This window comes from Stenotrophomonas maltophilia group sp. SKK55 (genome assembly GCF_057179845.1).
In genome coordinates, this window is sequence record NZ_JBXUHP010000011.1 from 84,748 (window position 1) to 110,418 (window position 25,671).

22 protein-coding genes and 2 tRNA genes are annotated in these 25,671 nt (G+C 66.7%); 13 read left to right on the forward strand and 11 right to left on the reverse strand.

What is annotated here, in order from left to right; all coding sequences use genetic code 11:
• The first annotated feature begins 125 nt into the window (after positions 1-125).
• The 10 genes from AC2A1N_RS05305 to pgaD all read left to right on the forward strand — a co-directional run bounded on the left by AC2A1N_RS05305 (position 126) and on the right by pgaD (position 10,812).
• The gene (locus AC2A1N_RS05305) at positions 126-1,715 is read left to right on the forward strand and encodes a cytochrome ubiquinol oxidase subunit I (RefSeq protein ID WP_053501033.1); all 1,590 of its coding nucleotides are present in this window, start codon (positions 126-128) and stop codon (positions 1,713-1,715) included.
• A gap of 15 nt (positions 1,716-1,730) precedes the next feature.
• Positions 1,731-2,882: a cytochrome d ubiquinol oxidase subunit II gene (gene cydB, locus AC2A1N_RS05310; protein ID WP_053501030.1), complete on the forward strand. Its 1,152-nt coding sequence runs from the start codon at positions 1,731-1,733 to the stop codon at positions 2,880-2,882.
• A gap of 53 nt (positions 2,883-2,935) precedes the next feature.
• The gene (cydX, locus tag AC2A1N_RS05315; protein ID WP_021204639.1) at positions 2,936-3,052 is read left to right on the forward strand and encodes a cytochrome bd-I oxidase subunit CydX; all 117 of its coding nucleotides are present in this window, start codon (positions 2,936-2,938) and stop codon (positions 3,050-3,052) included.
• A 55-nt stretch (positions 3,053-3,107) separates the two neighbouring features.
• A tRNA-Pro gene (locus AC2A1N_RS05320) sits at positions 3,108-3,184 on the forward strand.
• 140 nt (positions 3,185-3,324) lie between these two features.
• Positions 3,325-3,401: transfer RNA gene (locus AC2A1N_RS05325), tRNA-Pro, on the forward strand.
• Positions 3,402-3,623: 222 nt separating this feature from the next.
• Positions 3,624-4,829, forward strand: a complete 1,206-nt coding sequence (locus AC2A1N_RS05330; protein ID WP_242893349.1) for a CynX/NimT family MFS transporter — start codon at positions 3,624-3,626, stop codon at positions 4,827-4,829.
• Between the two features lie 342 nt (positions 4,830-5,171).
• Positions 5,172-7,199: a poly-beta-1,6 N-acetyl-D-glucosamine export porin PgaA gene (pgaA, locus tag AC2A1N_RS05335; protein ID WP_484371722.1), complete on the forward strand. Its 2,028-nt coding sequence runs from the start codon at positions 5,172-5,174 to the stop codon at positions 7,197-7,199.
• Between the two features lies 1 nt (position 7,200).
• Positions 7,201-9,087 carry a poly-beta-1,6-N-acetyl-D-glucosamine N-deacetylase PgaB gene (gene pgaB, locus AC2A1N_RS05340; RefSeq protein WP_134968849.1) on the forward strand — a complete coding sequence of 629 codons (1,887 nt, stop codon included), beginning with the start codon at positions 7,201-7,203 and terminating at the stop codon, positions 9,085-9,087.
• 1 nt (position 9,088) lies between these two features.
• Complete coding sequence (gene pgaC / locus AC2A1N_RS05345) at positions 9,089-10,345, forward strand: poly-beta-1,6-N-acetyl-D-glucosamine synthase (RefSeq protein ID WP_061478032.1); 1,257 nt, start codon at positions 9,089-9,091, stop codon at positions 10,343-10,345.
• Positions 10,342-10,812: a poly-beta-1,6-N-acetyl-D-glucosamine biosynthesis protein PgaD gene (gene pgaD, locus AC2A1N_RS05350; protein WP_154351135.1), complete on the forward strand. Its 471-nt coding sequence runs from the start codon at positions 10,342-10,344 to the stop codon at positions 10,810-10,812. The genes pgaC and pgaD overlap by 4 nt, the downstream gene beginning before the upstream one ends.
• Before the next feature lie 79 nt (positions 10,813-10,891).
• Here pgaD and AC2A1N_RS05355 read toward each other — a convergent pair whose 3' ends face one another.
• The 11 genes from AC2A1N_RS05355 to AC2A1N_RS05405 form a co-directional block, all read right to left on the reverse strand.
• Entirely contained in the window at positions 10,892-12,163 is a 1,272-nt protein-coding gene (locus AC2A1N_RS05355; protein ID WP_061478033.1) for a glutamate-5-semialdehyde dehydrogenase, read from the reverse strand.
• A complete protein-coding gene (gene proB / locus AC2A1N_RS05360; RefSeq protein ID WP_242893342.1) occupies positions 12,160-13,317 on the reverse strand; it encodes a glutamate 5-kinase in 1,158 nt (385 codons plus the stop codon). The genes AC2A1N_RS05355 and proB overlap by 4 nt, the downstream gene beginning before the upstream one ends.
• An 11-nt stretch (positions 13,318-13,328) precedes the next feature.
• Positions 13,329-13,592, reverse strand: a complete 264-nt coding sequence (locus AC2A1N_RS05365; RefSeq protein ID WP_154351136.1) for a YciI family protein — start codon at positions 13,590-13,592, stop codon at positions 13,329-13,331.
• On the reverse strand, positions 13,592-14,887 hold the full coding sequence (gene argH, locus AC2A1N_RS05370) for an argininosuccinate lyase (RefSeq protein ID WP_061478036.1): 1,296 nt from the start codon (positions 14,885-14,887) through the stop codon (positions 13,592-13,594). The genes AC2A1N_RS05365 and argH overlap by 1 nt, the downstream gene beginning before the upstream one ends.
• Positions 14,888-14,907: 20 nt before the next feature.
• The gene (argC, locus tag AC2A1N_RS05375) at positions 14,908-15,861 is read right to left on the reverse strand and encodes an N-acetyl-gamma-glutamyl-phosphate reductase (RefSeq protein ID WP_061478037.1); all 954 of its coding nucleotides are present in this window, start codon (positions 15,859-15,861) and stop codon (positions 14,908-14,910) included.
• Positions 15,858-16,460, reverse strand: a complete 603-nt coding sequence (locus tag AC2A1N_RS05380) for a GNAT family N-acetyltransferase (protein ID WP_061478038.1) — start codon at positions 16,458-16,460, stop codon at positions 15,858-15,860. The genes argC and AC2A1N_RS05380 overlap by 4 nt, the downstream gene beginning before the upstream one ends.
• A gap of 3 nt (positions 16,461-16,463) precedes the next feature.
• Positions 16,464-17,792, reverse strand: coding sequence for an acetylglutamate kinase (locus tag AC2A1N_RS05385; RefSeq protein WP_061478039.1), 1,329 nt, complete (start codon positions 17,790-17,792; stop codon positions 16,464-16,466).
• Between the two features lie 76 nt (positions 17,793-17,868).
• Entirely contained in the window at positions 17,869-18,957 is a 1,089-nt protein-coding gene (locus AC2A1N_RS05390) for an acetylornithine deacetylase (protein ID WP_242893339.1), read from the reverse strand.
• A 148-nt stretch (positions 18,958-19,105) separates the two neighbouring features.
• Positions 19,106-20,299 (reverse strand): argininosuccinate synthase, encoded by a 1,194-nt coding sequence (locus AC2A1N_RS05395; protein WP_108750132.1) that lies wholly within the window; start codon positions 20,297-20,299, stop codon positions 19,106-19,108.
• Positions 20,300-20,361: 62 nt separating this feature from the next.
• Positions 20,362-21,372 carry an N-acetylornithine carbamoyltransferase gene (locus AC2A1N_RS05400; RefSeq protein ID WP_069139794.1) on the reverse strand — a complete coding sequence of 337 codons (1,011 nt, stop codon included), beginning with the start codon at positions 21,370-21,372 and terminating at the stop codon, positions 20,362-20,364.
• A gap of 318 nt (positions 21,373-21,690) precedes the next feature.
• On the reverse strand, positions 21,691-22,254 hold the full coding sequence (locus AC2A1N_RS05405; RefSeq protein WP_061478043.1) for a glycine zipper 2TM domain-containing protein: 564 nt from the start codon (positions 22,252-22,254) through the stop codon (positions 21,691-21,693).
• Between the two features lie 188 nt (positions 22,255-22,442).
• Here AC2A1N_RS05405 and cysS point away from each other — a divergent pair, with 188 nt between their 5' ends.
• Genes cysS through AC2A1N_RS05420 form a run of 3 tightly spaced genes read left to right on the forward strand, consistent with a single transcriptional unit; the run spans position 22,443 to position 25,569 of the window.
• On the forward strand, positions 22,443-23,819 hold the full coding sequence (gene cysS / locus AC2A1N_RS05410; protein WP_061478044.1) for a cysteine--tRNA ligase: 1,377 nt from the start codon (positions 22,443-22,445) through the stop codon (positions 23,817-23,819).
• A gap of 53 nt (positions 23,820-23,872) precedes the next feature.
• Positions 23,873-24,325: a SufE family protein gene (locus tag AC2A1N_RS05415; protein WP_242893336.1), complete on the forward strand. Its 453-nt coding sequence runs from the start codon at positions 23,873-23,875 to the stop codon at positions 24,323-24,325.
• On the forward strand, positions 24,322-25,569 hold the full coding sequence (locus AC2A1N_RS05420) for an MFS transporter (RefSeq protein WP_242893333.1): 1,248 nt from the start codon (positions 24,322-24,324) through the stop codon (positions 25,567-25,569). Before AC2A1N_RS05415 ends, AC2A1N_RS05420 begins: the two co-directional genes overlap by 4 nt.
• The last annotated feature ends 102 nt before the right edge of the window (positions 25,570-25,671 follow it).

Sequence of the window (25,671 nt, forward strand, 5' to 3'; positions counted from 1 at the left end):
ACCGGGGCATCTGTTCATACATTGATCTGGATCAAGGCTGTTTGAAGTAGTCGGTCACATCATTCACGTCGTAGACCACCCTTCCCGCCACCTGCAACGGCACTATCCCACGAGGTAGCCAGGCCATGATTGATCAGACAGTCGTAGAACTGTCGCGGCTGCAATTCGCGCTGACCGCGATGTACCACTTCCTATTCGTACCGCTCACCCTCGGCCTGTCCTTCATGGTGGCCATCATGGAGAGCGTGTACGTGATGACCGGCAAGGAGATCTGGCGCAGGATGACCCTGTTCTGGGGCGTCCTGTTCGGCATCAACTTCGCCATGGGCGTCGCCACTGGCATTGTCATGGAATTCCAGTTCGGCATGAACTGGTCCTACTACAGCCACTACGTGGGTGACATCTTCGGTGCGCCGCTGGCGATCGAAGGCCTGATGGCCTTCTTCCTGGAAGCCACCTTCGTCGGCCTGTTCTTCTTCGGCTGGAATCGCCTGACCAAGGTCAAGCACCTGATGGTGACCTGGCTGATGGCGTTGGGCACCAACCTGTCGGCGATCTGGATCCTGGTGGCCAATGGCTGGATGCAGAACCCGACCGGTGCGGTGTTCAACCCGGAAACCATGCGCATGGAAGTGGTCGACTTCATGGCGGTGGTGTTCAACCCGGTGGCGCAGGCCAAGTTCGTGCACACCGTCAGCGCCGGCTACGTGACCGGTGCGGTGTTCGTGATGGCGATCAGTGCCCTGTTCCTGCTGCGCAACAAGCACAAGGACCTGGCCCGTCGTTCGTTCGCGGTGGCCGCAGCGTTCGGCCTGCTGTCATCGCTGTCGGTGGTGGTGCTGGGTGACGAGAGCGGTTACGCCGCCAGTGAACACCAGAAGATGAAGCTGGCCGCGATCGAAGCGATGTGGGAGACCGAGCGTGCGCCGGCCGACTTCACCGCCTTCGGCATCCCGAACCAGGACACCCACCAGAACGACTATGCGGTGAAGATCCCCTACCTGATGGGCCTGATCGCCACCCGTTCGTTGAACCAGCCGATTCCAGGCATCCTGGAACTGGTCGAGCGCGCCGAACACCGCGTGCGCGGCGGCCAGCTCGCCTACGGCGCGCTGGAACGCCTGCGTGCGAACAAGAACGACGTGGAAGCACGCGAGATGTTCGACCGCCACTGGCAGGACCTGGGCCACGGCCTGCTGCTCAAGCGCTACCGCGATGACATCCTCAACGCCACCCCGCAGGAAATCTCGCAGGCGGCGATGGACACGGTGCCGCGCGTGATGCCGCTGTTCTGGACCTTCCGCGTGATGGCCGGCCTGGGCTTCTACCTGATCGCCTTCTTCGCGCTGGCCTTCTACTACTCGTGCCGCAACAACTTCCAGGACAAGCGCTGGTTCCTCAAGCTGGCCCTGTGGACGCTGCCGGCACCGTGGATCGCGATCGAGTGCGGCTGGTTCGTGGCCGAGTATGGTCGCCAGCCGTGGGCGGTCGATGGCGTGCTGCCAACCTTCTATGCGGCATCGGGCCTGGCCCTGCATGAAATCGTGCTGACCCTGGCCGGCTTCACCGCGATCTACACCGCGCTGATCGTGGTCGAGATCAAGCTGATGCTCAAGGCGATCCGCAAGGGTCCGGACGAACTGCTGCCTTCGCTGCAGTCGCCCCAGCCGCATGCTTCCCACAATGCCTCGGCGCCCGCCGCCGGCCAGGCCTGAGGCAGGAGAACCAAGATGGACTTCATTCTTCTGGACTACACCACGCTGCGCGTGATCTGGTGGCTGCTGCTCGGCATCCTGCTGATCGGTTTCGCCGTGATGGATGGTTTCGACCTGGGCGTGGGCACCCTGCTGCCCTTCGTCGCCCGCACTGACGCCGAACGCCGCCGGGTGATCAACACCATCGGCCCGGTCTGGGAAGGCAACCAGGTGTGGCTGATCCTGGGTGGCGGCGCGATCTTCGCCGCCTGGCCGCCGCTGTACGCGGTCAGCTTCTCTGGCTTCTACCTGGCGATGTTCGTGATCCTGTTCGCCCTGATCCTGCGTCCGGTCGGCTTCAAGTTCCGCAGCAAGATGCCCAGCGAACGCTGGCGCAACACCTGGGACTGGGCGCTGTTCATCGGTGGCTTCATTCCCGCACTGATCATGGGCGTGGCCGTGGGCAACGTGCTGTTGGGCGTTCCGTTCCATTTCGATGACAGCATGCGCATCTTCTACACCGGCTCGTTCTTCGGCCTGCTGATGCCCTTCGCGCTGCTGGCCGGCCTGCTCAGCGTGTCGATGCTGGTCGCCCACGGTGCGGCCATGCTGGTGATCAAGACCGACGGCCCGGTGGCCGAACGTGCAGCCCGCTTCGGCAGCATCGCGGCAATCATCGCCTTCGTGCTGTTCGCAGTGGGTGGCGCCTGGGTGGCCTTCGGCCTGCCGGGTTACCAGATCACCTCGCAGGTGGTTACCGATGGCGCCACCAATCCGCTGCTGAAGACCGCCGAACTCGGCGCCGCCGGTGGCTGGATGCGCAACTACAGCGCGATGCCGGCCACGATCCTGGCCCCGCTGCTCGGCCTGGCGGGCCTGCTGGCCAGTGCGGTGCTGCTGCGTGCCCGTCGTGGTGGCTTGGCCTTCATCGCCTCCGGTGCGGCCATCGCCGGCATCATCCTGACCGTCGGCTTCGCCATCTTCCCGTTCCTGCTGCCGTCCTCGAGCCAGCCCACCTCCAGCCTGACCGTGTGGGATGCCTCGTCCAGCCACCTGACCCTGTGGATCATGCTGCTGGCCACGGCGGTGTTCCTGCCGATCATCCTCGCCTACACCACCTGGGTGTACCGCGTGCTGAAGGGCAAGACCACCACCGAAGAGATGGGCAACAACCCGAACGCCTACTGATTGCCGGTGTGCCGGCCGACGGTCGGCACACCCTTGAACAAAGGAGATTGACCATGTGGTACTTCGCCTGGATTCTCGGTGCCGGCCTCGCCTCGACGGTGGCCATCCTCAACGGCATGTGGTTCGAAGCCCGCGAGCAGAACCGCATCGAGAACGAAAATCGTCGCTGAGCTGTAAAAAAACCTTGCCGCCCTGGCCTTCACACGGTATCTTAGGCGGCTCCTTCGGGGTGTAGCTCAGTCTGGTAGAGCGCTACGTTCGGGACGTAGAGGTCGCAGGTTCGAATCCTGTCTCCCCGACCACTCACGTGGTCGCATTGAAGCCTGGTGAAGTCATCCAGGCTTTTTTGTTCCCTGAGGTGGCACTGCTTCGGCGGTGTGAAGAAAACAGCATTCACCCCTTGCCGCCATCGGGGTGAATCGCTAGAATAGGCGGCTCCCTTCGGGGTGTAGCTCAGTCTGGTAGAGCGCTACGTTCGGGACGTAGAGGTCGCAGGTTCGAATCCTGTCTCCCCGACCACTTCGGTGGTCACCAAGAAGCCTGGAAGACATCACTGTCCTCCGGGTTTTTTTGTACCCAGCGCCAGGCCGCCCGCATGACGGGACCTTGCCGGAGCGCACACGTACAATGGCCGCGCTGCCGGCCCACCTGCAGCCCCCACCCCCACCTGCCGCTTCGGCGTAGACCGATGCCGGCGCTGCATGCCATTGCCGCGGCGTGCGACACCTGCAAGGACCACCGATGAGTTCCTCCACTTCCGATTCGCCGTCGCTGCTGCACGGTCGCGTCCTCGCGTTTGCCGCGATCCTGCTGGCAGCAGTCAACCTGCGCACTGCGGTCACCTCGATCACCCCGCTGCTGGACGTGCTCGGCCAGCAGTTCGGCTTCGGTACCACCATGACCGGCGTGCTGGGCATGCTGCCGACCGCCTCGTTCGCGCTGTTCGGCGTGGCCACGCCGGCACTGGCGCGGCGCCTGGGCCTGGAACGCACTACGCTGCTGGCGATGCTGATGGCGATGGCCGGCCTGCTGCTGCGCTCCAGCGCCGGCAACGTCGGCACGCTGCTGCTGGGCTCGGTAATCGCGCTGGCCGGCATGGGCATCGGCAACGTGGTGGTGCCGCCGCTGGTGAAGCGTTACTTCGCCAACAAGGTCGGCACCATGAGCACGCTCTACATCAGCGTGCTGCAGCTGGGCACGATGCTGCCGGCGCTACTGGCAGTACCGGTGGCCAACGCTGCAGGCTGGCGCGTGTCGCTGGGCATGTGGGCGCTGCTTGCACTGGCCGCCGCGCTGCCGTGGCTGCTGCTGGCCAGGCGCGCACCGAAGCCGCTGGCCGACGCCGCCGATCCCACCGCGCAGCCGCACGGAAAGGTCTGGCGTACGCCGCTGGGCTGGAGCATGACGCTGATGTTCGGCATGACCTCGCTGATGACCTATTCGATGTTCACCTGGCTGCCGCGCATCGTGGTCGAGGCCGGTGGCACGCCCGCGTTCGGCGGCGTGATGGTGGCCGTGTTCTCGGCACTGGGCCTGCTGCCGTCACTGGTCATTCCGTCGATGGCGGTACGCCTGCAGAACCCGTTCCCGCTGGTGCTGATCGGCTTCTTCTCGTTCGTGATCGCCTTCACCGGGCTGCTGCTGGCGCCGATGAAGGCGCCCCTGCTGTGGGCCTGCCTGCTCGGCGTCGGCCCGTCCACCTTCCCGCTGGCGCTGACCCTGATCAACCTGCGCACCCGCACCCCGGCCGGCTCGGCCGCGCTGTCGGGCTTCATGCAGGGCGTGGGCTACAGCTTCAGCTGCCTGGGCCCGTTCCTGGTCGGCTGGCTGCATACCGTCAGCAATGGCTGGACGCTCCCGTTCAGCTTCCTGTTCGGCTGCGCCACCTTAATGCTGTGCGCCTCGTGGGTCGCCTGCAAGCCCCGCAAGCTGGAAGATCTCTGGTAGCCCGGCCGGGGCCGCCAGACGGCCCCGCCTACCGCTCGTCAGACACCGGGCAATCTTGACGCCGAACTGACAATTCCGGGCGGATAGTGCCCACGAATGCCCTTCCTTGCCGCGTGCCGGCATCGGGCATGGGGGCGGCAGCGCCGCCCAGGCCACCACTCGGTGTGCGGGGGACTCTCGTTTCAGACAAGACATTGCAGGTCGCTGTCCGGGTTGTATCCGTCTTCAATGGGCGGGAACGCACGAAGGGAGTGACGCGGGCCACGGCCACGCCAAATACTGGCATGTGATTTGCGTCACATTTTCACAGGTTGTCTGGTTCGGAAGCCAAGGGGGTCCCCAATGGTCGTCCACCGCCGACTGGCGCTCTGCGTCGGCCTCGCATGCACCGCTCTGGCCTGGGCCAGCGGCGCCGCTCCGACCGACCGCGACACGGCCCTGGCCGAGATCGGCCGCTACCGCGACCAGGCCCGCTGGCTGGATGCGCTCGGCGCAATCGAGCGCGCCAGCCAGCAGCAGCCCAACGACGATCTGCTGTTCAAGCTGCGCGTGCTGACCCTGGGCGACATCGGCAATGCCTGGCGCGCCTGGGAGCTGTACCAGCAGCGGCCGCAGCTGTTCGACGACGCCCAGAAGCAGCGCCTGGAAGGCGACTACCTGGCCAAACTCGTGGTCTGGAGCCTGGCCTACAGCAGCAGCGAGGACAGCCGCCTGGAAGAAGCCGAGTCGACCCTGGCGCGCATGCAGCGCTACGTCGGCGGCGAAGGCACCCCACCCTCGCAGGCCCCACTGCGCATCCGCATGGACCGGCTGATCCTGCTCAACCGGCTGGGCCGCCATGTACAGGTGCGTGAGGAAGCACGAGCCCTGCAGGCCGAAGGCCACACCCTGCCCGACTACGTGCTGCCTGCCGTGGGCGATTCGTTGATGGGCACCCTGCACCCGGAAGAAGCCATTCCGGTACTGCAGGCGGCCGTCGCTGGCGATCCGGCGCGCGACGCCTCGCATTCGGAACTGGCCTACGCCTACCTGGAAAGCGAACAGCAGGAAAAGGCGATCGACCTGCTGCAGGCATGGCGCGACAAGGAGCCGGCGTGGCGCTGGAGCAATGGCAAATCACCGTACGCGAACTGGTCACGCTACGAGGCCGATCTCAACCTGGCAATGGTGCGCGCTTACAGCGGCGACCTGGTCACTGCGCAGCACGATCTGGAGTCGATGGTGGACATCGCACCCGGCAACGGAGGCCTGCAGAGTGCGCTGGGCAGCGTCTACATGATGCGCGGCTGGCCACGCAGGGCACTGCAGCGACAGCAGATGGCACACGCGCTGGACCCGCGTGACATCGAACCGCGGCTGGGCATGGAAGAGGCCTACGTCGCCCTGCAGCGCGACGACCTGGCGCGGCCGCTGCACGATGACCTGGTCGCACGCTATCCCACCCAACCGGCTGTCGAACGCATGGACCAGGCCTGGCGTGCGCATCGCGGCTGGCAGCTGAAGGCATGGACCGACATCGGCCGCAGCTCCGGTGGCGGTGGCACCTCGCCACTGGGCAACAACGATCGCCACTACGGTGTGGAAGTGGAGACACCGATCCTTGATGACCGCTGGCGGTTGTTCGCCCTGGCCGACCGGCGCTCGACCGATTTCCAGGACCAGCGCATCGATCCCCTGTGGCTGGGTGCGGGCGTGCGCTACCGCTTCGGGCAGCTGGATGCGGAAGCGGCCGTCCTGCGCGCCAACGACCACATCGGCGATACCGGCCTGCGGGCCGCCGTCGGCTGGCAGTTCAACGATTACTGGCACGCCGGCCTGGTGGCCGCGCGCAATGATCCAGAAGCCTCGATGCAGGCGCGCGCGGCCGGCATCACCGCCGACAGCGTGAGCGCACAGGTGGACTACCGGCGCAGCGAGCTCACCCACTGGACGTTCGGCGCCAGCCGCTTCCGCTATGACGATGGCAACCACCGCGAACTGTTCAGCACCCGCCTTGACCAGCGCCTGCTGACCCGCCCGCGCTGGCTGATCGATGGCCTCGCCAGTGCCTACACCAGTCGTGGCAGCCGCGACGATGCGCCCTACTTCAACCCGAAGCGCGACCGCATGGTCGAGATCGGGCTGCGCATCGACCAGCAGCTGTGGCGGCACTACGAACGCCACTTCCGCCACCGGCTGACGGTCTCGCTGGGCGACTACTGGCAGGACGGCTTCGGCAGTGCGCTGGTGCCGTCGGTGTCGTACATGCACGAATGGCAGCTGGGCCCGGGCCGCGTGTTCGAGTACGGCGTGCGCTGGTCGCGGCCGGTCTACGACGGCCACCGCGAGCGTCATATCGGCTTTGAAGCCGCACTGCGCTGGGGAGACTGACATGGCCTGCTTCCTGCGACTGATCGTGCTCCTGCTGCTGGCCATCACGCCACCGGCCTTGGCGCAGCAGGCCGCGCATCTCGATGCGATCGACAATGGCCTGCTGATCCTCAGCTACCACGACATCCGCGACCAGGTCGCGGCCAAGGGCGATGCCGATACCTATGCGGTGAGCACGCAGAACTTTGCCGCACACCTGGACTGGCTGGGCGCGCATGGCTATCACCCGGTCTCGCTGTCGCAGGTGATCGATGCCTCGCAGGGCCGGGCCACGCTGCCGCCCAAGCCTGTGCTGCTGACCTTCGATGACGGCCTGCGCAGCGTCTACGACAAGGCCTTCCCATTGCTGCAGGCCTACCGCTACCCGGCGCTGGTGGCGGTGATCACCGACTACGTGGACATGGCTCCGGGCCGCACCATCGACTACGGCTACCGTCCGTTCGGCCGCGATGACTTCGTCACCTGGGCGCAGCTGAAGCAGATGCACGACAGCGGCCTGATCGAAGTGGCCAGCCACACCGACGACCTGCACCACGGCGTGCTGGCCAATCCACAGGGCAATTCAACGCCCGCCGTGGTCACCCGCATCTACAGCCCGGCCACGCACAGGTACGAGACTGAAACGCAGTATGAGCAGCGCCTGCGCGCCGATCTCTCGCGCAGCGTGCAGCGCATCGAGCAGCACCTGGGCGTGCGCCCGCGCGCCATCGTCTGGCCATACGCCGCCTACAACCAGTTGAGCAACGACATCGCCGAACAGCTGGGCATGCCGGTGTCCTTCGATCTGGAGGGCCGCAGCACGCCGGTGGCCAGCGACCTGCATGGCCTGGCGCGCTTCCTGGTCAGCGACAATCCGACCGTGGAAGGGCTGGCCTACGAGCTGCGCCGCGATGTCGCGCTCGATGGCATCCGTGCCCTGCAGATCGACCTGGATGATGTCTACGACGCTGACCCGACGCAGCAGGCACGCAACCTCGATGCGCTGGTCGAACGGGTCAAGCGCATCGCGCCGACGCACGTCTACCTGCAGGCGTTCGCCGATCCGGACGGCAACAACACTGCCGATGCGCTGTACTTCCCCAACCGGCACATGCCGATGCGTGCGGACCTGTTCAGCCGCGTTGCCTGGCAGCTGAAATCCCGCGCCGGCGTGAAGGTCTACGCATGGCTGCCGGTGCTTGGCTTCGAGCTGCCCGACCCGGTGCAGCGCAAGGCGCTGGCGATCCGCAACGGCGATCCCGATGGCATGTACCGGTTGGACTTCACCAACCCGAAGGCCCGCCAGATCATGCTCGACATCTACGAGGACCTGGCGGTCAATTCCTACTTTGAAGGCCTGCTGTTCCATGACGACGGCTACCTGCGCGACACCGAGCTGCCGGCACTGGCAGCCGGCGGCGATGGCAGCGCGCGCACGCAGGCGCTGATCAGCTTCACCCTGGCGCTGCGCGACAGCGCGCAACGCTGGCGCCCGAAACTGGCCACCGTCCGCAACCTGTACGCTGAGCCGGTGCTCCGCCCGCAGAGCGAGGCCTGGTTCGCGCAGCGCCTGGACCTGTTCAACAAGGCCTATGACCAGACCGCGCTGATGGCGATGCCGTGGATGGAAGGCAGCCAGCACCCCGAGCGCTGGCTGGACCAGCTGCTGGCCGCAGTACGCGCACACGACCCGCAGCTGCAGCACACCCTGTTCGAGCTGCAGACCGTCGATTGGCGCAACGGGCAACCGATTCCCGCCGAGCGCCTGCGCGCACAGATCCGCCAGTTGCAGGCACAGGGCGTGCACCACTTCGCCTGGTACCCGGACGATTTCATCGCCGACCAGCCCTCCACCCGCGATGCCCGCGCGGCGATGTCCGCCGGCACCTTCCCGTACCCGGAGAAGTGACATGGACATGCATCCGCTGCTGCAGGTCCTGTTCCAGTTCGCCTTCTACTACCCGATGGTGATGGCGTTCTTCTGGATGTCCGGCGGCCTCTACTACTACTACCGGCGCGAACGCCACTCGCGGCCACGCAACGATCCTCCATTGATGGTCGATCCCCCCTTCGCGAGCCTGCTGGTGCCCTGCCACAACGAGGCAGAGAACCTGGATGACACGCTCACTGCGGCGCTGGCCCAGCGTTACCCCGCCGACTACGAAGTGATCGCCATCGATGATGGCAGCAGCGATGACACCGGCGCGCGGCTGGATGTGCTGGCGGCAAGGCACCCGCGGCTGCGCGTATTGCACCTGGACCGTAACCTGGGCAAGGCCAATGCGCTGCGCATGGGTGCACTGGCCGCTCGCTCGGAGTACCTGGTGTGCATCGACGGCGATGCAATGCTGGAGGAACATGCGCTGCACTGGATGGTCTGGCACCTGGTCAGCGGCAACCGGGTTGGTGCGGTCACCGGCAACCCGCGCATCCGCAACCGCTCCACCCTGCTCGGACGCCTGCAGGTGGCCGAGTTTTCCTCGATCATCGGCATGATCAAGCGCGCGCAGCGCGTATACGGGCGCATCTTCACCATCTCCGGGGTGATCGCCGGCTTCCGCCGTACCGCCCTGCACCAGGTGGGCTGGTGGTCGGATGACATGGTGACCGAGGACATCGACATCAGCTGGCGCCTGCAGCGCGCGCACTGGGACATCCGCTACGAACCCAATGCGCTGTGCTTCATCCTGATGCCGGAGACCCTCAAGGGCCTGTGGCGGCAGCGCCTGCGCTGGGCCCAGGGGGGCGTGGAGGTGATGCTGCGTCACGCGCGCTCGCTGCTGCACTGGAAAGAGCGGCGCATGTGGGGCGTGCTGCTGGAGTACGTGCTGAGCGTGATCTGGGCCTACACCATGTTGTTCATCGTGCTGCTGTGGGCACTGGGCAAGTTCATCGAGCTGCCGCCGCAGCTGCATATCGCCAGCCTGCTGCCGCAGTGGCATGGCGTGATCCTGGCGCTGGTCTGCCTGCTGCAGTTCGCCAGCAGCCTGATCATCGACCGGCGTTACGAAACACAGATTGGACGCAACTATTTCTGGGTCATCTGGTACCCGATGGCGTACTGGCTGATCAGCCTTTCCACCACCCTGGTGGCGCTGCCGAAGACACTGCTGCGCCGTCGCAGCAAGCGCGCCACCTGGACCAGCCCTGACCGGGGGATCCGATGAACGCGCAACGCCCGTCCAACCGCTTCGACTCACGGATGATCCGCAAGCCACACCGCCAGCCGCGCTTCCAGCGCACCGCCTGGGGCTTCGTCACCCTGGCGTTCTGGGGCTTCTACTTCTACCTGTGGGCGCCCCTGGTGACCCTGTTCTCGTGGTTGGTTGGCGGCCAGCTGGCCTGGCAGCAGCTGTACGAACGGCAAAGCCAGTTCGATCCCTACGTGCTGGTGGCATTGCCGCTGATGCTGTTGTGCGCCAGCGTGCTGCTGATCGGTTGGGCCGAGTACAACCGTGCCCGCTTCCGTGGCCGCGAGCGTCGCCTGCCGCGGCCACTGGCCAGCCTCAACGAAGTGGCCGCCGATCTGGGTGCCAGCAGCGGCCTGGCCGAACGCCTGATGGGCTGCAAGGCCGCCACGCTGCACATGGATGATCACGCACGCCCGGTCGGCATCCGCCGCGAGGTGGTGTAGCCCGACAGCCCGGTGGATGCCGGCCTTGGTCGGCACCGGGGTCTGCCGCGAAGAACATCCACGCATGGCGTGGTTCCACTTATGTGCGCGTCTGCCCTTCGCCACGCACCACGAAGCGTTCGACGGTGAGCGCTTCCAGACCCATCGGGCCATAGGCATGCAGGCGCGTGGTGGAAATGCCGATTTCGCTGCCCAGGCCCAGCTGGCCACCATCGGAGAAGCGCGATGAGGCATTGACCATCACCACCGCCGAGCGCAGCGCAGTAACGAAACGCTCGGCATGGCCGGCGTCTGCGGTCGCGATCACTTCGGTGTGATCTGAGGTATAGCGGCGGATGTGCGCGATGGCCGCATCGAGGTCGTCCACCACGCGCACGGCCAGCACCAGGTCGAGGAACTCGGCAGCGTAGTCCTCCTCGGTCGCCGCCGTGCTGCCCGGCAGCAGCGGCTGCGCCTGCGCATCGGCGCGCAGCTGCACGCCGCGCTCGCCGAGCGCCTGCGCCACGCGCGGCAGGAACGAATCGGCTACGTCACGGTGTACCAGCAGTGTCTCCAGCGAATTGCAGGCGGCTGGCCGGCTGCACTTGCCATCCACCAGCAGGTCGATGGCCTTGCCCAGGTCGGCGCTGGCATCCACGAACAGATGACAGACGCCCTTGTAGTGCTTGATCACCGGTACCCGCGCATGCTCGGCAACGAAACGGATCAGGCCTTCGCCACCGCGCGGAATCGCCAGGTCGATCAGCTCATGCAGCTGCAGCAGTTCCAGCATCGCCTCGCGGCGCAGGTCGGTCAGCACGGTCACGGCGGCCGGCGGTACGCCGTTGGCCTTCAACGCACCGGCGAGTGCCTGCGCGATCGCGGTGTTGGAGTGAATTGCCTCGGAACCACCACGCAGGATCACGCCGTTCCCCGCCTTCAGGCACAGCGCCGCGGCTTCGGCGGTCACGTTCGGGCGCGCCTCGTAGATCATCGCGATCACGCCCAGCGGCACGCGCACCTTCTGCACGCGGATGCCGTTCGGGCGCACGTCATCGCGGGTGACCTCGCCGACAGGATCTGGCAATCCGGCCACTTCGCGCACGGCTTCGGCCATCGCGAACAGGCGCGGCGGGTCCAGTGCCAGACGATCGAGCATGGCGCTGCCCACGCCCTTCCCGCGCGCGGCGGCGAGGTCGCGTGCGTTTCCGGCCAGGATCAACCCTGCATTCACTTCCAGCGCCTGCGCCATCGCCAGCAGCAGCGTGCGTCGTGCCGCACTGTCCAGGCCGGCAACGATCTGCGCCGCATCACGGCAGGCACGCGCCTGCGCTTCGATCTCGCTCATCGGTGTGTCCTTCAATCCGGTCATGGCAGCACCAGGTCGTCGCGATGGACGACGCTGCCGCCGTAGTTGTAGCCGAGCACGGCCTGGATGTCGCGCGAATGGTGGCCGGCAATCCGGCGTACGTCGTCGGCAGCATACTGGCTGACGCCACGGGCCACGCAGACACGGCCCTGCGGCGCGTTCCAGCACACCTGTACCATATCGCCGCGGCGGAACACGCCCTCTGCACCGGTGATGCCACCGGGCAGCAGCGAGGCCCCCTTCTCGCGCATCGCCTGTGCCGCACCGGCATCGATGACGATCACGCCCTCGGCCAGCGGTGCATGCCGCAGCCAGTGCTTGCGGGCGGCCTCGCGGCTGCGTGCGGCATGGATGCGGGTGCCGAACAGGCGATCCTGCGCCAGCGCGCGCACCACGTCACCGCTGCGGCCATTGAACAGATAGGTTTCGATGCCCAGGCGCCCGGCCTTCGCCGCCGCCTCCAGCTTGGTGCGCATGCCGCCGGTACCGGCGCGCGAGCCGGCGCCGCCCGCCATCGCCAGCACCTCGTCACCCAGCTCCGGCACGTCGTGCAACGGCCGCGCATCGGCCACGGTGCGCGGGTCGGCGCTGTACAGGCCATCGATATCGGTAGCGATGAACAGCGCATCGGCGTCGACCAGCGCCGCCACGGTGGCAGCCAGGTTGTCGTTGTCGCCGAGCTTGAGCTCATCCACCGACACGGTGTCGTTCTCGTTGACCACCGGCAACGCGCCCAGGCGCAACAGTTCACTCAACGTGGCGCGTGCATTGAGGTAGCGGCGGCGGTTGCGCAGGTCGTCGTGGGTCAGCAGCACCTGCGCCACCGGGCGCTCGAAGAAGCGCTGCCAGAGCCCGATCAGCTGTGCCTGGCCGAGCGCGGCCAGGGCCTGCCTCGCCGCCATCGCCGCGCCAGGCTTATCGGCCCGAGGCAGGATCGCGCGCCCGGCAGCGACCGCGCCGGAAGACACGATCACCACCTCGCGCCCGGCCAGGACATTGGCCGAGACGAACTGCGCCAGGCCCAGCGCGTGGCGTGGCGACAGGCCGCCGCCATCAGCTGCCAGCAGGCTGCTGCCAACCTTGAGCACCGCACGCCGCCACGGCGGCAGCGCTTGTTCGGGGAACGGCGAGGCGACGTGGGCAGCGTGCTGGATCATCGGTCAGGCTCTCAGCGGGTGTTCCATTCGTGCACGGTCAGGTCGGAGGCCTGCATCGTCACCAGTGGATCGGTGGCGACGATGGCCTGTGCCTGCGCCAGGCTGTCCACGTTGCACAGCACGTAGGCGCCACCGCTGCCATCGGCGAAGCCACCGGTCAGCTGCAGCTTGCCCTGCGCCTGCAACGCATCGAGGAAATCGCGATGCGGCTGCACCGCTGCATCGTTGAAGTCCGGCCGGCGCATCGCCAGCACCAGATACACCGTGGCCGCCATCAGGACAACGCCTGCCAGCGCGCGCGCAGTTCGTCCAGGCGCAGGTCGGCGGCCGAGCCCGGCGATACACGCGCGGCCAGGCTGCCCTCCGGCGTGCGTCCCTGCCCTGCACTGTCGGCACCGGCCGCAGCGGCCTTGTAGGCCTCGCGGAACGGTACGCCAGCCACGGCCGCCTCCACGGCGACGTCGGTGGCATACATGCCCGAGTCGATCGCTGCGCGCAGCCTGTCGTCGCGCCATTCCAGGTTGGCCAGCAATGCCGGCAGCAGCTCCAGCGCGGCCAGGCCGCGGCCGAAGCCATGGAAGATGGCGCCCTTGGACGATTGCAGGTCGCGGTGATAACCCGAAGGCAGCGACAGCAGCTGCTCGATCTCGGTGCGCGCAGCGGCGACGCTGGCGTGGGTGGCGCGCATCAGCTCGATCACATCCGGATTGCGCTTGTTGGGCATGATCGAACTGCCGGTGGTGTACTGCGCCGGCAGCGCGACGAAGCCGAACTCGGCGCTGGTGAACAGCGACAGGTCCCACGCAATGCGGCGCAGGTCCAGCGTGGCGCCACCGAGCGCTTCCAGTGCAGCCAGCTCGAACTTGCCACGCGACAGCTGCGCGTAGATCGGCGAGACCTGCATGCGCGCGAAACCGAGCGCGGCGGTGGTGTGCTCGCGGTCCAGCGGCAGGTTCACGCCGTAGCCGGCGGCGGTGCCGAGCGGATTGGCATCAACCAGCGCATGGGTGTCACGGGCGCGGATGGCGTTGTCGATGAAGGCCTCGGCCCAGCCCGCCCACCACATTCCGGCCGAGGACACCACGGCACGCTGGATGTGGGTGTAGCCGGGAATCGGCAGATCCTTCTCGGCCTGCGCGCGGTCCAGCGCGACCTTTGCCACTTCGGCGCTGAGCTGCGTCACGCGCTGCAGCTTCTCCTTCAGCCACAGGCGGGTGGCGACCAGGATCTGGTCGTTGCGGCTGCGGCCGGTGTGGATCTTGCGACCCGCATCACCAAGGCGTTCGGTCAGGCGCGCCTCGATCGCCGAGTGGCCATCCTCGTACTGCGTATCCAGCACGAAGCGGCCTTCGCGGAAGTCCTGCGCCAGGATCTCCAGTTCGCGCAGCAGGCCGGCAAGCTCATCGGCACTGAGGATGCCGATGTGCTGCAGGCCCTGCGCATGCGCGGCGCTGGCAGCGATGTCATGCAGGAAGAACTCGCGGTCGAGGATCACGTCGTCGCCGGCGAGGAAGGACTGGATCTGGGCGTCGACAGCGACGCCGGGCTTCTGCCAAAGAAGGTCTGCCATGGGGGCTCCGGAAGGCGTGTTCAGTGCGGGATCGACGTCAGTTCGTCGATGCCCAGCGCGAGGTTGAGGTTCTGCATGGCCTGGGTGGCCGCGCCCTTCAGCAGGTTGTCCAGCGTCGCCACCACCACCACCCGCTTGCCGCCCGGCGCGAGCGTGAAGCCACCGACCTGGGCACCGTGGCGGCCGGCGATGCGGCTGACCCACGGCGCTTCGTCCACCACCTCGATCAGCGGTTCGCCCGCATAGGCCTGCTGGAAGCGCTCGACGATCTGCTCACGGGTCTGCACGCGGTTCAGCCACAGGTTGGCGGTCAGCGTGATGCCCCGGAAGTGTGGCGCGACGTGCGGCATGAATTCCACGGCCACGCCCAGCTGCACCGACACCTCGCGCTCGTGCACGTGGTTGGTCAGCGCGTACGGCATCAGGTTGTCGGCCAGCAGTTCGACGTTGTTCTTGTCCGACGGCGTGGTACCGGCACCGGAGTAGCCGGAGACACCGAAGCACTGCGGCGGACCGGCCAGCAGGTCCAACAGCGGATGCACCGCCAGCTGCATCGCGGTGGCATAGCAGCCCGGGTTGCTGATGTGCTTCTGGCCGTTGTAGCGGCCGCGGGTCAGCTCCGGCAGGCCGTAGTACCAGCTGTTGTCGAAACGGTAGTCGGCCGAGAGATCGACGATGACGGTGTCAGCCTTCGCCGCTTCCAATGCGGCCACGAACGGCGCGGCCAGGCCGTTGGGCAGGGCCAGGATCACCGCGTCCACGCCCTTGGCCGCCACCGCATCGGCGTCCAGGTTTTCGTACTGCAGCTCGCCCTGGAATTCCGGGTGGTGGTCGGACAGGCGCTGCCCGGCGCGCTCGCGCGAAGAGACGAAAGCCAGCTTCAGCCGCGGGTGGGTGGCCACCAGCTTGATCAGCTCGGCGCCGGTATGGCCGCGGGCACCGACGATGCCCAGGGTAAAAGTCGAATCGTTCATGCGTGACTGTCCAGGCGGTACTGCAGGTGGCGCTTCACGCCCTGCCATTCCGCATCGATGATGGAGAAGATGACGGTGTCGCGCGGCGTGCCGTCGGCGTGCCGCTTGTGGTTGCGCAGCACGCCATCCTGCTTGGCGCCGAGGCGGGCGATGGCGGTGCGCGAGGTGACGTTGAACCAGCTGGTTTCCAGCACCACGCTGATGCAGCCCATGGACTCGAAGGCGTGCTGCAGCAGCAACAGCTTGGCCTCGGTGTTGGCGCCGGTGCGCTGCACGCGCGGCGTGTACCAGGTGTAGCCGAGGCTGAGCCTGGGCACGCTGGCATCCATGTCGTAGAAGCGCGTGCTGCCGATGATGTCACCGGCGGCGTCGCGGATCACGAACGGCAGCACCTTGCGTTCGGCATGCGCCTGCAGCGCGGCCTGCACATAGTGCTCGACCTGCTGCGGTGACGGCACCTGGGTGTACCAGAGCTGGTCCAGGCCGCTGCCTTCGAGGGCAGCGCGCAGGCCGGGGACATGCCCAAGCTGCAGCGGCTGCAGCGCCACGTGCTGGCCGCGCAGGGTAGGCACCGTGTTCCACACGTCAGGAGGACTCATCGCTCACCCCAGCAGGCTCGGCGCGCGCTGGGCGCAGTGGTCGACGTAGGTCTTGATCCGGTCGATGCCATCGGCGCCGAACCAGAACACTTTCCAATGGTCCTGCTTGTAGCAGCCATCGGACTCGGCGTAGTAGAAGTGGTTGATCGGGTTGCCGTGGCGCGAGCGCCAGAACAGCTGCGGGGTCTCCTCCAGCATCACGTTCCAGACCGCACGCCCCAGGCCTTCACCCTGCGCGTCGTCGAGCACAGCGAACTTGTCCAGGTACACGCCTTCGGCCTCGTCGGTGAGGATCACCGCAGTGCGGTAGTTCTCGCTGACATAGGCGCGCAGCAGCCTGGTCTTTTCGAAGTAGTCCGGCACCAGGGTGCGGCCGAAGCTGGATTCGATCAGGCCCTTCAGCCGCGGCAGGTCGAGCTCGCTCCAGGCGGTGGCGCGCAGCACTTTCTCACCCTTGCGCACCAGCGTGCCCGAGCCCTTGTGGGTGAACAGTTCCTTGGCCAGGTCGGCCGGACGCGTGATCGACACCGACGACTCCAGCGGCAGGCGGTCGAGCAGGTCCTTGATCTGTTCGATCTTCACCTTCATGCCGCCGTGGATCCACGGCTGCGCGATGAGGTGGTCGTACTCGGTGGACAGGTTGATCGAATCGATCACGTTGCCCGCCTCGTCCAGCAGGCCCCCGGTGCCGGTCAGGAAGATGATCTTGTACGGCTGCAGTTCCTGCACCAGCTCGTTGGCGGCAAAGTCGGCGTTGACGTTGAGGATCTGGCCACCGGCGGTTTCACCCAGGCTGGTGATGACCGGGATCGAGCCGGCACGCAGGCTGGCCTCGATCGGTGCCAGGTTGACCTTCTTCACTTCGCCGACCAGGCCGTAGGTGTCCACGTCCAGGTACTCGGCCTCGAACACGCCACCGGTAATCGAGGTGGCACGTGCGCCGTTCTGCTGCAGCGCCTCGACCAGGCGCAGGTTGGACTGCTGGAACACCCGGCGCACGATCGCCAGTGCTTCCGGCGAAGTCACGCGCAGGCCGTTCACGGTCTGCTTCTCGATGCCGGCCGCCGACAGCTCGGCATCCAGCTGCGGGCCGGCGCCGTGCAGCACGATCGGGGTCAACCCGACTTCCTGCAGGAACGACAGCGAAGAGGTCAGCGCGTCGAGATCGTCGCGCAGCACCGCGCCGCCGACCTTGACCACGGCGAAGCGCTTGGCGTCCAGCTGCGAGAAGCGCTTGAGGTACTGGCTGATCTCCTTCGCGCTGGCCATGCTGGAAAGCAGGCGCACGATGGTCTGGCGGGTCTGGCGGTGGGGCTGGAGGGCAGGAGACATTTCGGTTTCGTCACAGGCGGCGGTCGCCGCGTTGCAGTCCCGCCATGCCCGTGGCATGGCGGCGTTGTAGGGTCGATCAGGCGCCGGCGGCGATGATCCGGTGCACGGCGTGGGTATAGCGCTGCAATTGGTCCAGCGTCACGAACTCATCGGCGGTGTGGGCCTGGGCGATGTCACCCGGGCCGAATACCAGTGTGGTATAGCCAGCGGCCGAGAACAGCGACGCCTCGGTCCAGAAATCCACGGCATTGCCGATCGGCAGCTCCAGCGCATCGGCCACGTCGCGCGCCAGCAGGCGGCGGTTCTCAGCTTCGGCGATGTCACCGGCGGGCAGGCTGGGACCACGGAACGTCTCGGTGAACACGGCGGCTTCCGGCTCGGCGAAACCGGCGAAGGTCGCCAGCAGGCCATCGATGTCCATCGACGGTAGCGGGCGGAACCCGAAGCGCACCTCGGCAGCCGGTGCGATCATGTTGGCCTTGATACCGCCTTCGACGCGACCGATGTTGAAGCGCAGGCCGGTCAGCCCACCGAAGCGCGCCGAAGCCAGCGATTCCACATGATCCAGCGCGCGATTGCCCCAGCGCATGGCCTGGTGCAATGCGCTGGCAGCCGCATCCTGCTTGCCCGACGCATGGCCGGCACGGCCGGCGAACTGCATCAGCACCGAACTGATGCCACGATGCGCCAGCACCGCTTCGCTCATGGTCGGTTCGGCCACGAGTACGGCTTCATACGGCAGGCCACGCGCCAGGAACGCGGCGATGCAGCGCGGGTCGTTGGCTTCTTCGTCGCTGGAGAACAGGAACGCGGCATCGCCATCGCTGGCGTTGGCCGCCGCCACCAGCGCAGCGGCGGCGCCCTTGATGTCACACACGCCCAGGCCGACCACGCGGTCGTCCAGGCGGCGCATCACATGCGGATCGGCACTCCAGTGCGGCGAGTCCGGTACGGTATCCAGGTGCACGTTGAACAGGAACTTCGGCGTCCCACGCACGGCGTACAGGCTGACCGCACCGGCGCCATGGTCGATCACCTCGACGTTGAAGCCGGGCAGGTTCGCGCGCAGGTAATCGAAGATGCCGCCGATGGTGATCGCACGCGGCGGGTTGCGGGTGTCGAAGGACACCAGGACCTGCAGGTGATCGAGCGTCTGTTCAAGCATGAAACAAAGATCCTGTGGAATTCCGCCGGGCATGGCCCGGCGCTACCGTGATGCGTCTGGTGGAGAGCCCCCTTCTTGTTGAAGGGGGCGCGCCAACGGCGCAGGGTTAAGGTGGAATGCGCGGGAGACGCGCGCGCAATTCAATCGCTCAGCGATTGACTTGCGCGTAAAGCGTCGAACTCATGCCGAACAGCTTGATGAAGCCTTCAGCCTCTTCCACGCCCCAGTCGGCCGACTGTGCGTAGGTGGCGCCCTTGGTGTTGAGCAGGTGCGGCGACTTCACCGCCACCGCGTCGACGCGGCCACCGCGGGTTTCCAGCACCACTTCGCCGTTGACCTTGGCCTGCGAGGACTTCAGGAAGGCTTCGATGTCGGTCTTCAGCGGGTCGTGGTAGAAGCCTTCGTACACCAGCTCCACCCACTTGCGTGCCACGTCCGGCTTGAAGCGGTTCTGCTGCTTGGTCAGCACGGCATCTTCCAGCGCGCGGTGCGCGGCCAGCAGCGAAACCAGGCCCGGGGCCTCGAACACGATGCGGCCCTTCAGGCCGATCACGGTGTCGCCGGTGTAGACGCCGCGGCCAACGCCGTACGGGGCAAACAGCTTGTTGAGCTGGGCCAGGATCTGGTCGCCCGGCAGCGCCTTGCCGTTCAGTTCGACGGCTTCGCCTTCAACGAACTTCAGGGTCACGGTCAGCGCCTGTTCCGGCCACTCGCTGCGCGGCGAGCACCAGCCACGCGCACCTTCGCCCGGGGCTTCCCAACGGTCGATCTCGCCGCCGGACATGGTCACGCCCAGCAGGTTCTCGTTGATGGTGTAGGCCTGCTGCTTGGCGCGCACGCCGAAGCCGCGCTCTTCCAGGTACTTCTGCTCGTAGGCGCGGGTCTGGGTGTGTTCCTTCTGGATCTCGCGGATCGGCGCGATGATCTGGTAGTCGCCCAGTGCCTTCACGGCCAGGTCGAAGCGGACCTGGTCGTTGCCCATGCCGGTGCAGCCGTGGGCGATGATGTTGGTACCCAGCTCGGCAGCACGCTTCAGCGCGGCATCGACGATCAGGTAGCGGTCCGAGACCAGCAGCGGGTACTGGCCCTGGTAGCCTTCGCCGGCCCACACGAACGGCTTGACGAAGCCTTCCCAGATGGCCGGGCCACCATTGACGGTGACATGGCTGGTCACGCCCAGCTCGGCGGCACGCTTCTCGATGAAATCGCGCTCCTCATCATCCACGCCGCCGGTGTCGGCGAACACGGTGTGCACGTTGTAGCCGCGCTCCTGCAGGTAGGGCACGCAGAAGCTGGTATCCAGGCCGCCGGAGAAGGCGAGAACGACGTCTTTGTTGCTCATGGGGAGGGTATGTCCTGGTAGCGCCGGGCCGTGCCCGGCAGAAATGATTGAATCGGAAAAAATCAGCGCCCGGCAACGGCGGCCATGATCGCCTTCTGCACGTGCAGGCGGTTCTCGGCTTCGTTGATGGCGATGCACTGCGGCGAATCCATCACCGCATCGGTGGCTTTCACGTTGCGGCGCAGCGGCAGGCAGTGGCTGAACACCCCGTTATTGGTCAGCGCCATCTTCCGCTCGTCCACGATGAAGTGCTTGAACTGGTCGCGGATCGGCTTTTCCGGTTCCCAGTTGCCGAAGAACGGCAGCGCACCCCAGCTCTTGGCGTAGACCACGTCGGCGCCGGCGTAGGCGCTGTCGATGTCATGGCTGATCTTCAGCGAACCACCGCTCTCGGCCACGTTCTGCTCGGCCCAGCCCATGTAGCGCTCGTCGAGGATGTAGTCGGCGGTCGGGCACAGCAGGGTCACGTCCATGCCCATGCGGGTGGCGATGGTCAGCGCCGAGTTGGCCACGGCGGTGTTCAGCGGCTTGGGGTGGTAGGTCCAGGTCAGCACGTACTTCTTGCCGCGCAGGTCCTGGGTGCCGAAGTGCTCCTGCAGCGCCATGATGTGGGCCAGCTCCTGGCACGGATGGGTGATGGTCTCCATGTTGATGACCGGCACCGGCGAGTACTTGGCGAAGCTGTTGAGGACGATGTCCTGGCGGTCGTAGGCCCAGTCGATGAACTTGGGGAACGCGCGCACGGCGATGATGTCGCAGTAACGGCCCAGCACCTTGGCCACCTCAGCGATGTGCTCTTCGGTATCGCCGTCCATCACCGTGCCGAGGTTGAACTCGATCGGCCACGCATCCTTGCCCGGCTGCAGCACCACCGCGTGGGCACCGAGCTGGAATGCGCCCAGTTCGAAGCTGGTGCGGGTACGCATGGACGGGTTGAAGAACACCAGCGCGATCGACTTGCCCTTGAGCTGGTCGCCGAGCTTGTTGCGCTTGAACAGCGCGGCCTGGGTCAGCAGCGCGTCGAGATCGCTGCGGCTCCAGTCCTGGGTGTTCAGGAAGTGCTTGGGGGACATCATCTTTCCTTGCGTGGCGGCGCCGGGTTCGACGCGGTGGAAGGGAAAACAGGAAGCAAAGGTGAAACGAAAAGGTTGCAGTTGCAGCTTTCAGAACGCGGAAACGAAAAAACCCAGCCGGCGGGCTGGGTTTTTTTCGGACGAACAGCAAAAAGCTCCGGTTACCCAGCGAGAATGTGGGGTTCCGGTCGACGCGCACGCGAGGTCATGCCCGACGCCTGTCGGGCTGCGCTGCTGTCGTGCTGGAAGTCGGTGAGCTTCATGGCCGAATATCTTTGCATGCGGCCGTGACCGGCGCAAGGGGCCGGGGTCGCAGAATCAGGGATTGCCGGCGGCGCCCTGCTCCGGACCCACCCAGGGGGTGATCGACACCCGGATCTTGAGCCGGTTGCCCGGGTCTTCCGGCAGCCGCGACCGATACTTGGTGCCCTTGTAGACGTAATCCACGTCGTAGGCGATGGGCCGGCGGAATTCACGCCCCACCGGAACGATGCGGCAGTCGCGGGTCAGCATCGGACCGGTGTTGGCCGGCGCCGGGGCCGGCGACTCGGTTCCGACCTCCTCAACAACCTCCTCATCGCTGCGCTTGAACATCGAGCGCACCGAATCCCAGAAGCGGCTGATCCGGCCCTTGTCCTCGACCGGCTCCTCGCCGGTCACGTTCACCGGGGCCAGCGTCCGTGTCGACACCGGCTCGCAGTGCTCCTCGGTACGGGTCGCGCGCAGGGTCTGGAACACCGGCTCGACGTTCAGCACCTGGGCGTAGTCGAACTTCACGTTCTCCACGATCACCACCCGGTTGCGGGGCTCGGCCTCCTGGGCCAGCACCACGGCGGGCAGCGCCGACAGGCAGGCCAGGGTCAGCAACGCGGTGGATTTCATTGGCGACGGGAGCAAGGACACGGCAATAGTGTAGGCAGTGGCGAGCGCAAGGGGCTGAACATTACCCGTCCACGCCGCTCCTGCCCACCCCACCCTGGACGGACCCGGCGTCCACCGGTGGCAGCCAGTGCCCCCAAAGGGGGCCGACACGTTCTAAAATCACAGGCTTGTCCCCCAGCCACAGCCCCATGACCCTGCGCCTGCACAACAACCTGACTCGCCAGCTCGAACCGTTCACTCCGCTCGACCCGGCCTGTCCGACCCTGTATGTGTGCGGCCCCACGGTCTACAACTACGTGCACATCGGCAACGCCCGTGGCCCGGTGGTGTTCGGGGTGCTGGCCGACCTGCTGCGGCGCCGTTTCGGCGCGCTGCGCTACGCCCGCAACATCACCGACGTGGACGACAAGATCAACACCGCCGCGCGCGAGCAGGGCGTGCCGATCAGCACCATCACCGGCAAGTTCGCCGCCGCCTACCGTGAAGACATGGCCGCGCTGGGCGTGGTGCCGCCGGACATCGAGCCGGAGGTGACCGCGCACATGCCGCAGATCATCACCATGATCGAGCAGCTGATCGCCAATGGTCATGCCTACGCCGCCGAGGGTCACGTACTGTTCGCGGTGGCCAGCTTCGACGGCTACGGCAAGCTCTCGCGCCGTGACCCGGAAGAAATGCTGGCCGGTGCCCGTGTCGACGTGGCCCCGTACAAGCGCGACCCGGGTGATTTCGTGCTGTGGAAGCCGTCCAGCGACGACCTGCCCGGCTGGGAATCGCCGTGGGGCCGGGGTCGTCCGGGCTGGCATATCGAATGCTCGGCGATGGCCGCCGCCCACCTGGGCGAGACCATCGACATCCACGCCGGCGGCGTCGACCTGCAGTTCCCGCACCACGAGAACGAGATCGCGCAAAGCGAATGCGCCCACGGCGGCAAGATCTTCGCCCGCTTCTGGCTGCACAACGGCATGCTCAACTTCGGCGGCGCCAAGATGAGCAAGTCGCTGGGCAACATCGAGCGCGTACACGACCTGGTCCGCCAGCATCCGCCGGAGGCGCTGCGCCTGGCCCTGCTGTCGGCCCACTACCGGCAGCCGCTGGACTGGTCTGATGCGCTGATCGAACAATCGGTGCGCACCCTGGACCGCCTGTACGGCACGCTGCGCGAACTGGCGTCGATCGAGGCCACGGCAGTGATCCCCGCCAGCGTCGAAGCGACCCTGGACGACGATCTCAACACACCCCAGGCGCTGGCCGAAGTGGCCCGCATCGCCGCCGACGCGCGTCGTGCCACCGACCCGGCCGAACAGGCGCGCCTGAAGGGCGAACTGCTCGGTGCGGGCCTGGTGCTGGGCCTGCTGCAGGCCGACCCGGCGCAGTGGTTCGGCACCGCAGCGGGCGACGAGGACGACGATGCCCGCGTCCAGGGCCTGATCGACGAGCGCGCCGCGGCCAAGAAGGCACGCGACTTCGCCCGTGCCGACGCCATCCGCGACCAGCTGGCCGCCGAAGGCATCGTGCTGGATGACACCCCGCAGGGCGTTCGCTGGTCGCGCAAGCGCAGCTGACCTGCCCTGCCCCGTGGCCGGTCCGCCGGCCACGCCCCACCGTAGAGACTGTTGTGACCGACTCCCCGTTCCCGCTTGAACCCACCGCCGCCGAGGCCCAGGCCGCCATCGCCGAGGAATTCGGCTTCTTCGGCGACTGGTCCGAGCGCTACCAGTACCTGATCGACCTCGGCCGCAAGCTGCCGCCCTTCCCGGAAGAATGGAAGACCGAAGAGCATCGCCTGCTCGGCTGCCAGTCGATGGTCTGGATCGTGCCCGAGGGCAACGCGCAGTCGCTGCGCTTCCATGCCATCAGCGATTCGGCGATTGTCTCCGGCCTGATCTTCCTGGCGCTGCGCGTGTACTCCGGGCGCTCGGCGCAGGAGATCCTGGACACCGAGCCGAGCTACATCCAGGACATCGGCCTGGCCCGCCACCTCTCGCCCACCCGCAGCAATGGGGTGGCGGCGATGCTGGCGTTCATCCGTGAGACGGCGCAGGCGCAGCTGCAGCGCGACCCGCCGTGAGCGAACCCGCCACAGCCGAAGACAGTGCACTGGGCCTGCTGTCCCGCCCCGGTTTCGCCAGGCTGCTGGCCTACCGCATCTTCGCGATGCTGTCCTACCAGGTGGTCGCGGTCACTGTCGGCTGGCACATCTACGAAGTCACCCGCAATCCGTTCTCGCTGGGCCTGATCGGCCTGGCCGAGGTCGTGCCGTTCTTCTGCGTGGCTCCGTTCGCCGGTTACCTGGTGGATCACCTGCCGCGCCGTCGGCTGGGCATGGTCGCCTGTTGCGGGCTGATCGCCACTGCACTGGTGTTGACCAGCGTAGCCATGGGCTGGCTGCCGATTGACGGCGTGTGGCCGATCTATGCGGCCATCGCGCTGACCGGCATGGTCCGCGCCTTCCTGTCGCCGATCTACAACGCCTTGTTCGCCCGCGTGCTGGCCCGTGACCAGTTTGCCCGTGGCGCCGGCCTGGGCGCGGTGGTGTTCCAGGCCGGCATGATCGCCGGCCCGGCACTGGGTGGCGTGCTGGTCGGCTTCGGTGGCAAGGGTCTGTCCTACGCGGTGGCTACGGCCTTTGCGCTGGTGGCGATGGCCTGCCTGGCCACACTGAAGGTGGAAGAACCGGTGCATACCGGTCCGGCCGCACCGATCTTCAAGAGCATCGCCGAAGGCGCGCGCTTCGTGGTCGGCAACCGGATCATGGTCGGCGCGATGGCGCTGGACATGTTCTCGGTGCTGCTGGGCGGCGTGGTAGCGATGCTGCCGGCGTTCCTGCACGAGATCCTGCACCACGGCCCGGAAGGCCTGGGCATCCTGCGCGCGATGCCGGCGCTGGGCTCGGTGTGCGTGGGCCTGTGGCTGGCGCGCCACCCGCTGCAGCGCAATGCCGGCCGCGTCCTGCTGTTCGCGGTGGCCGGCTTCGGCCTGTGCGTGATCAGCTTCGGGTTGTCGCAGCATTTCTGGCTGTCGGCGCTGATCCTGCTGTTCTACGGCGCGTTCGATGGCGTCTCGGTGGTGATCCGCTCGACCATCCTGCAGTTGGCTACGCCGGAAGAAATGCGCGGTCGCGTATCGTCGATCAACGGCATCTTCATCAGTTCGTCCAACGAGCTGGGCGCGTTCTATGCCGGCACGATGGCGAAGCTGCTCGGCCTGGTGCCGGCGGTGGTGCTGGGCGGACTCGCGGTGCTGAGCGTGGCCGGGATCACCGCGTGGAAGAACCCGACATTGCGGAAATTGAATCTTCGCGACCTGCAGTGAACCTGTAGAGCCGAGCCCATGCTCGGCTGCGTATTTCCGTGCGCCCACGCAGCGGTTGCGCCGGGCCGCGCCCGGCGGGCTTCTTCCGCGACCGCGGCGGGG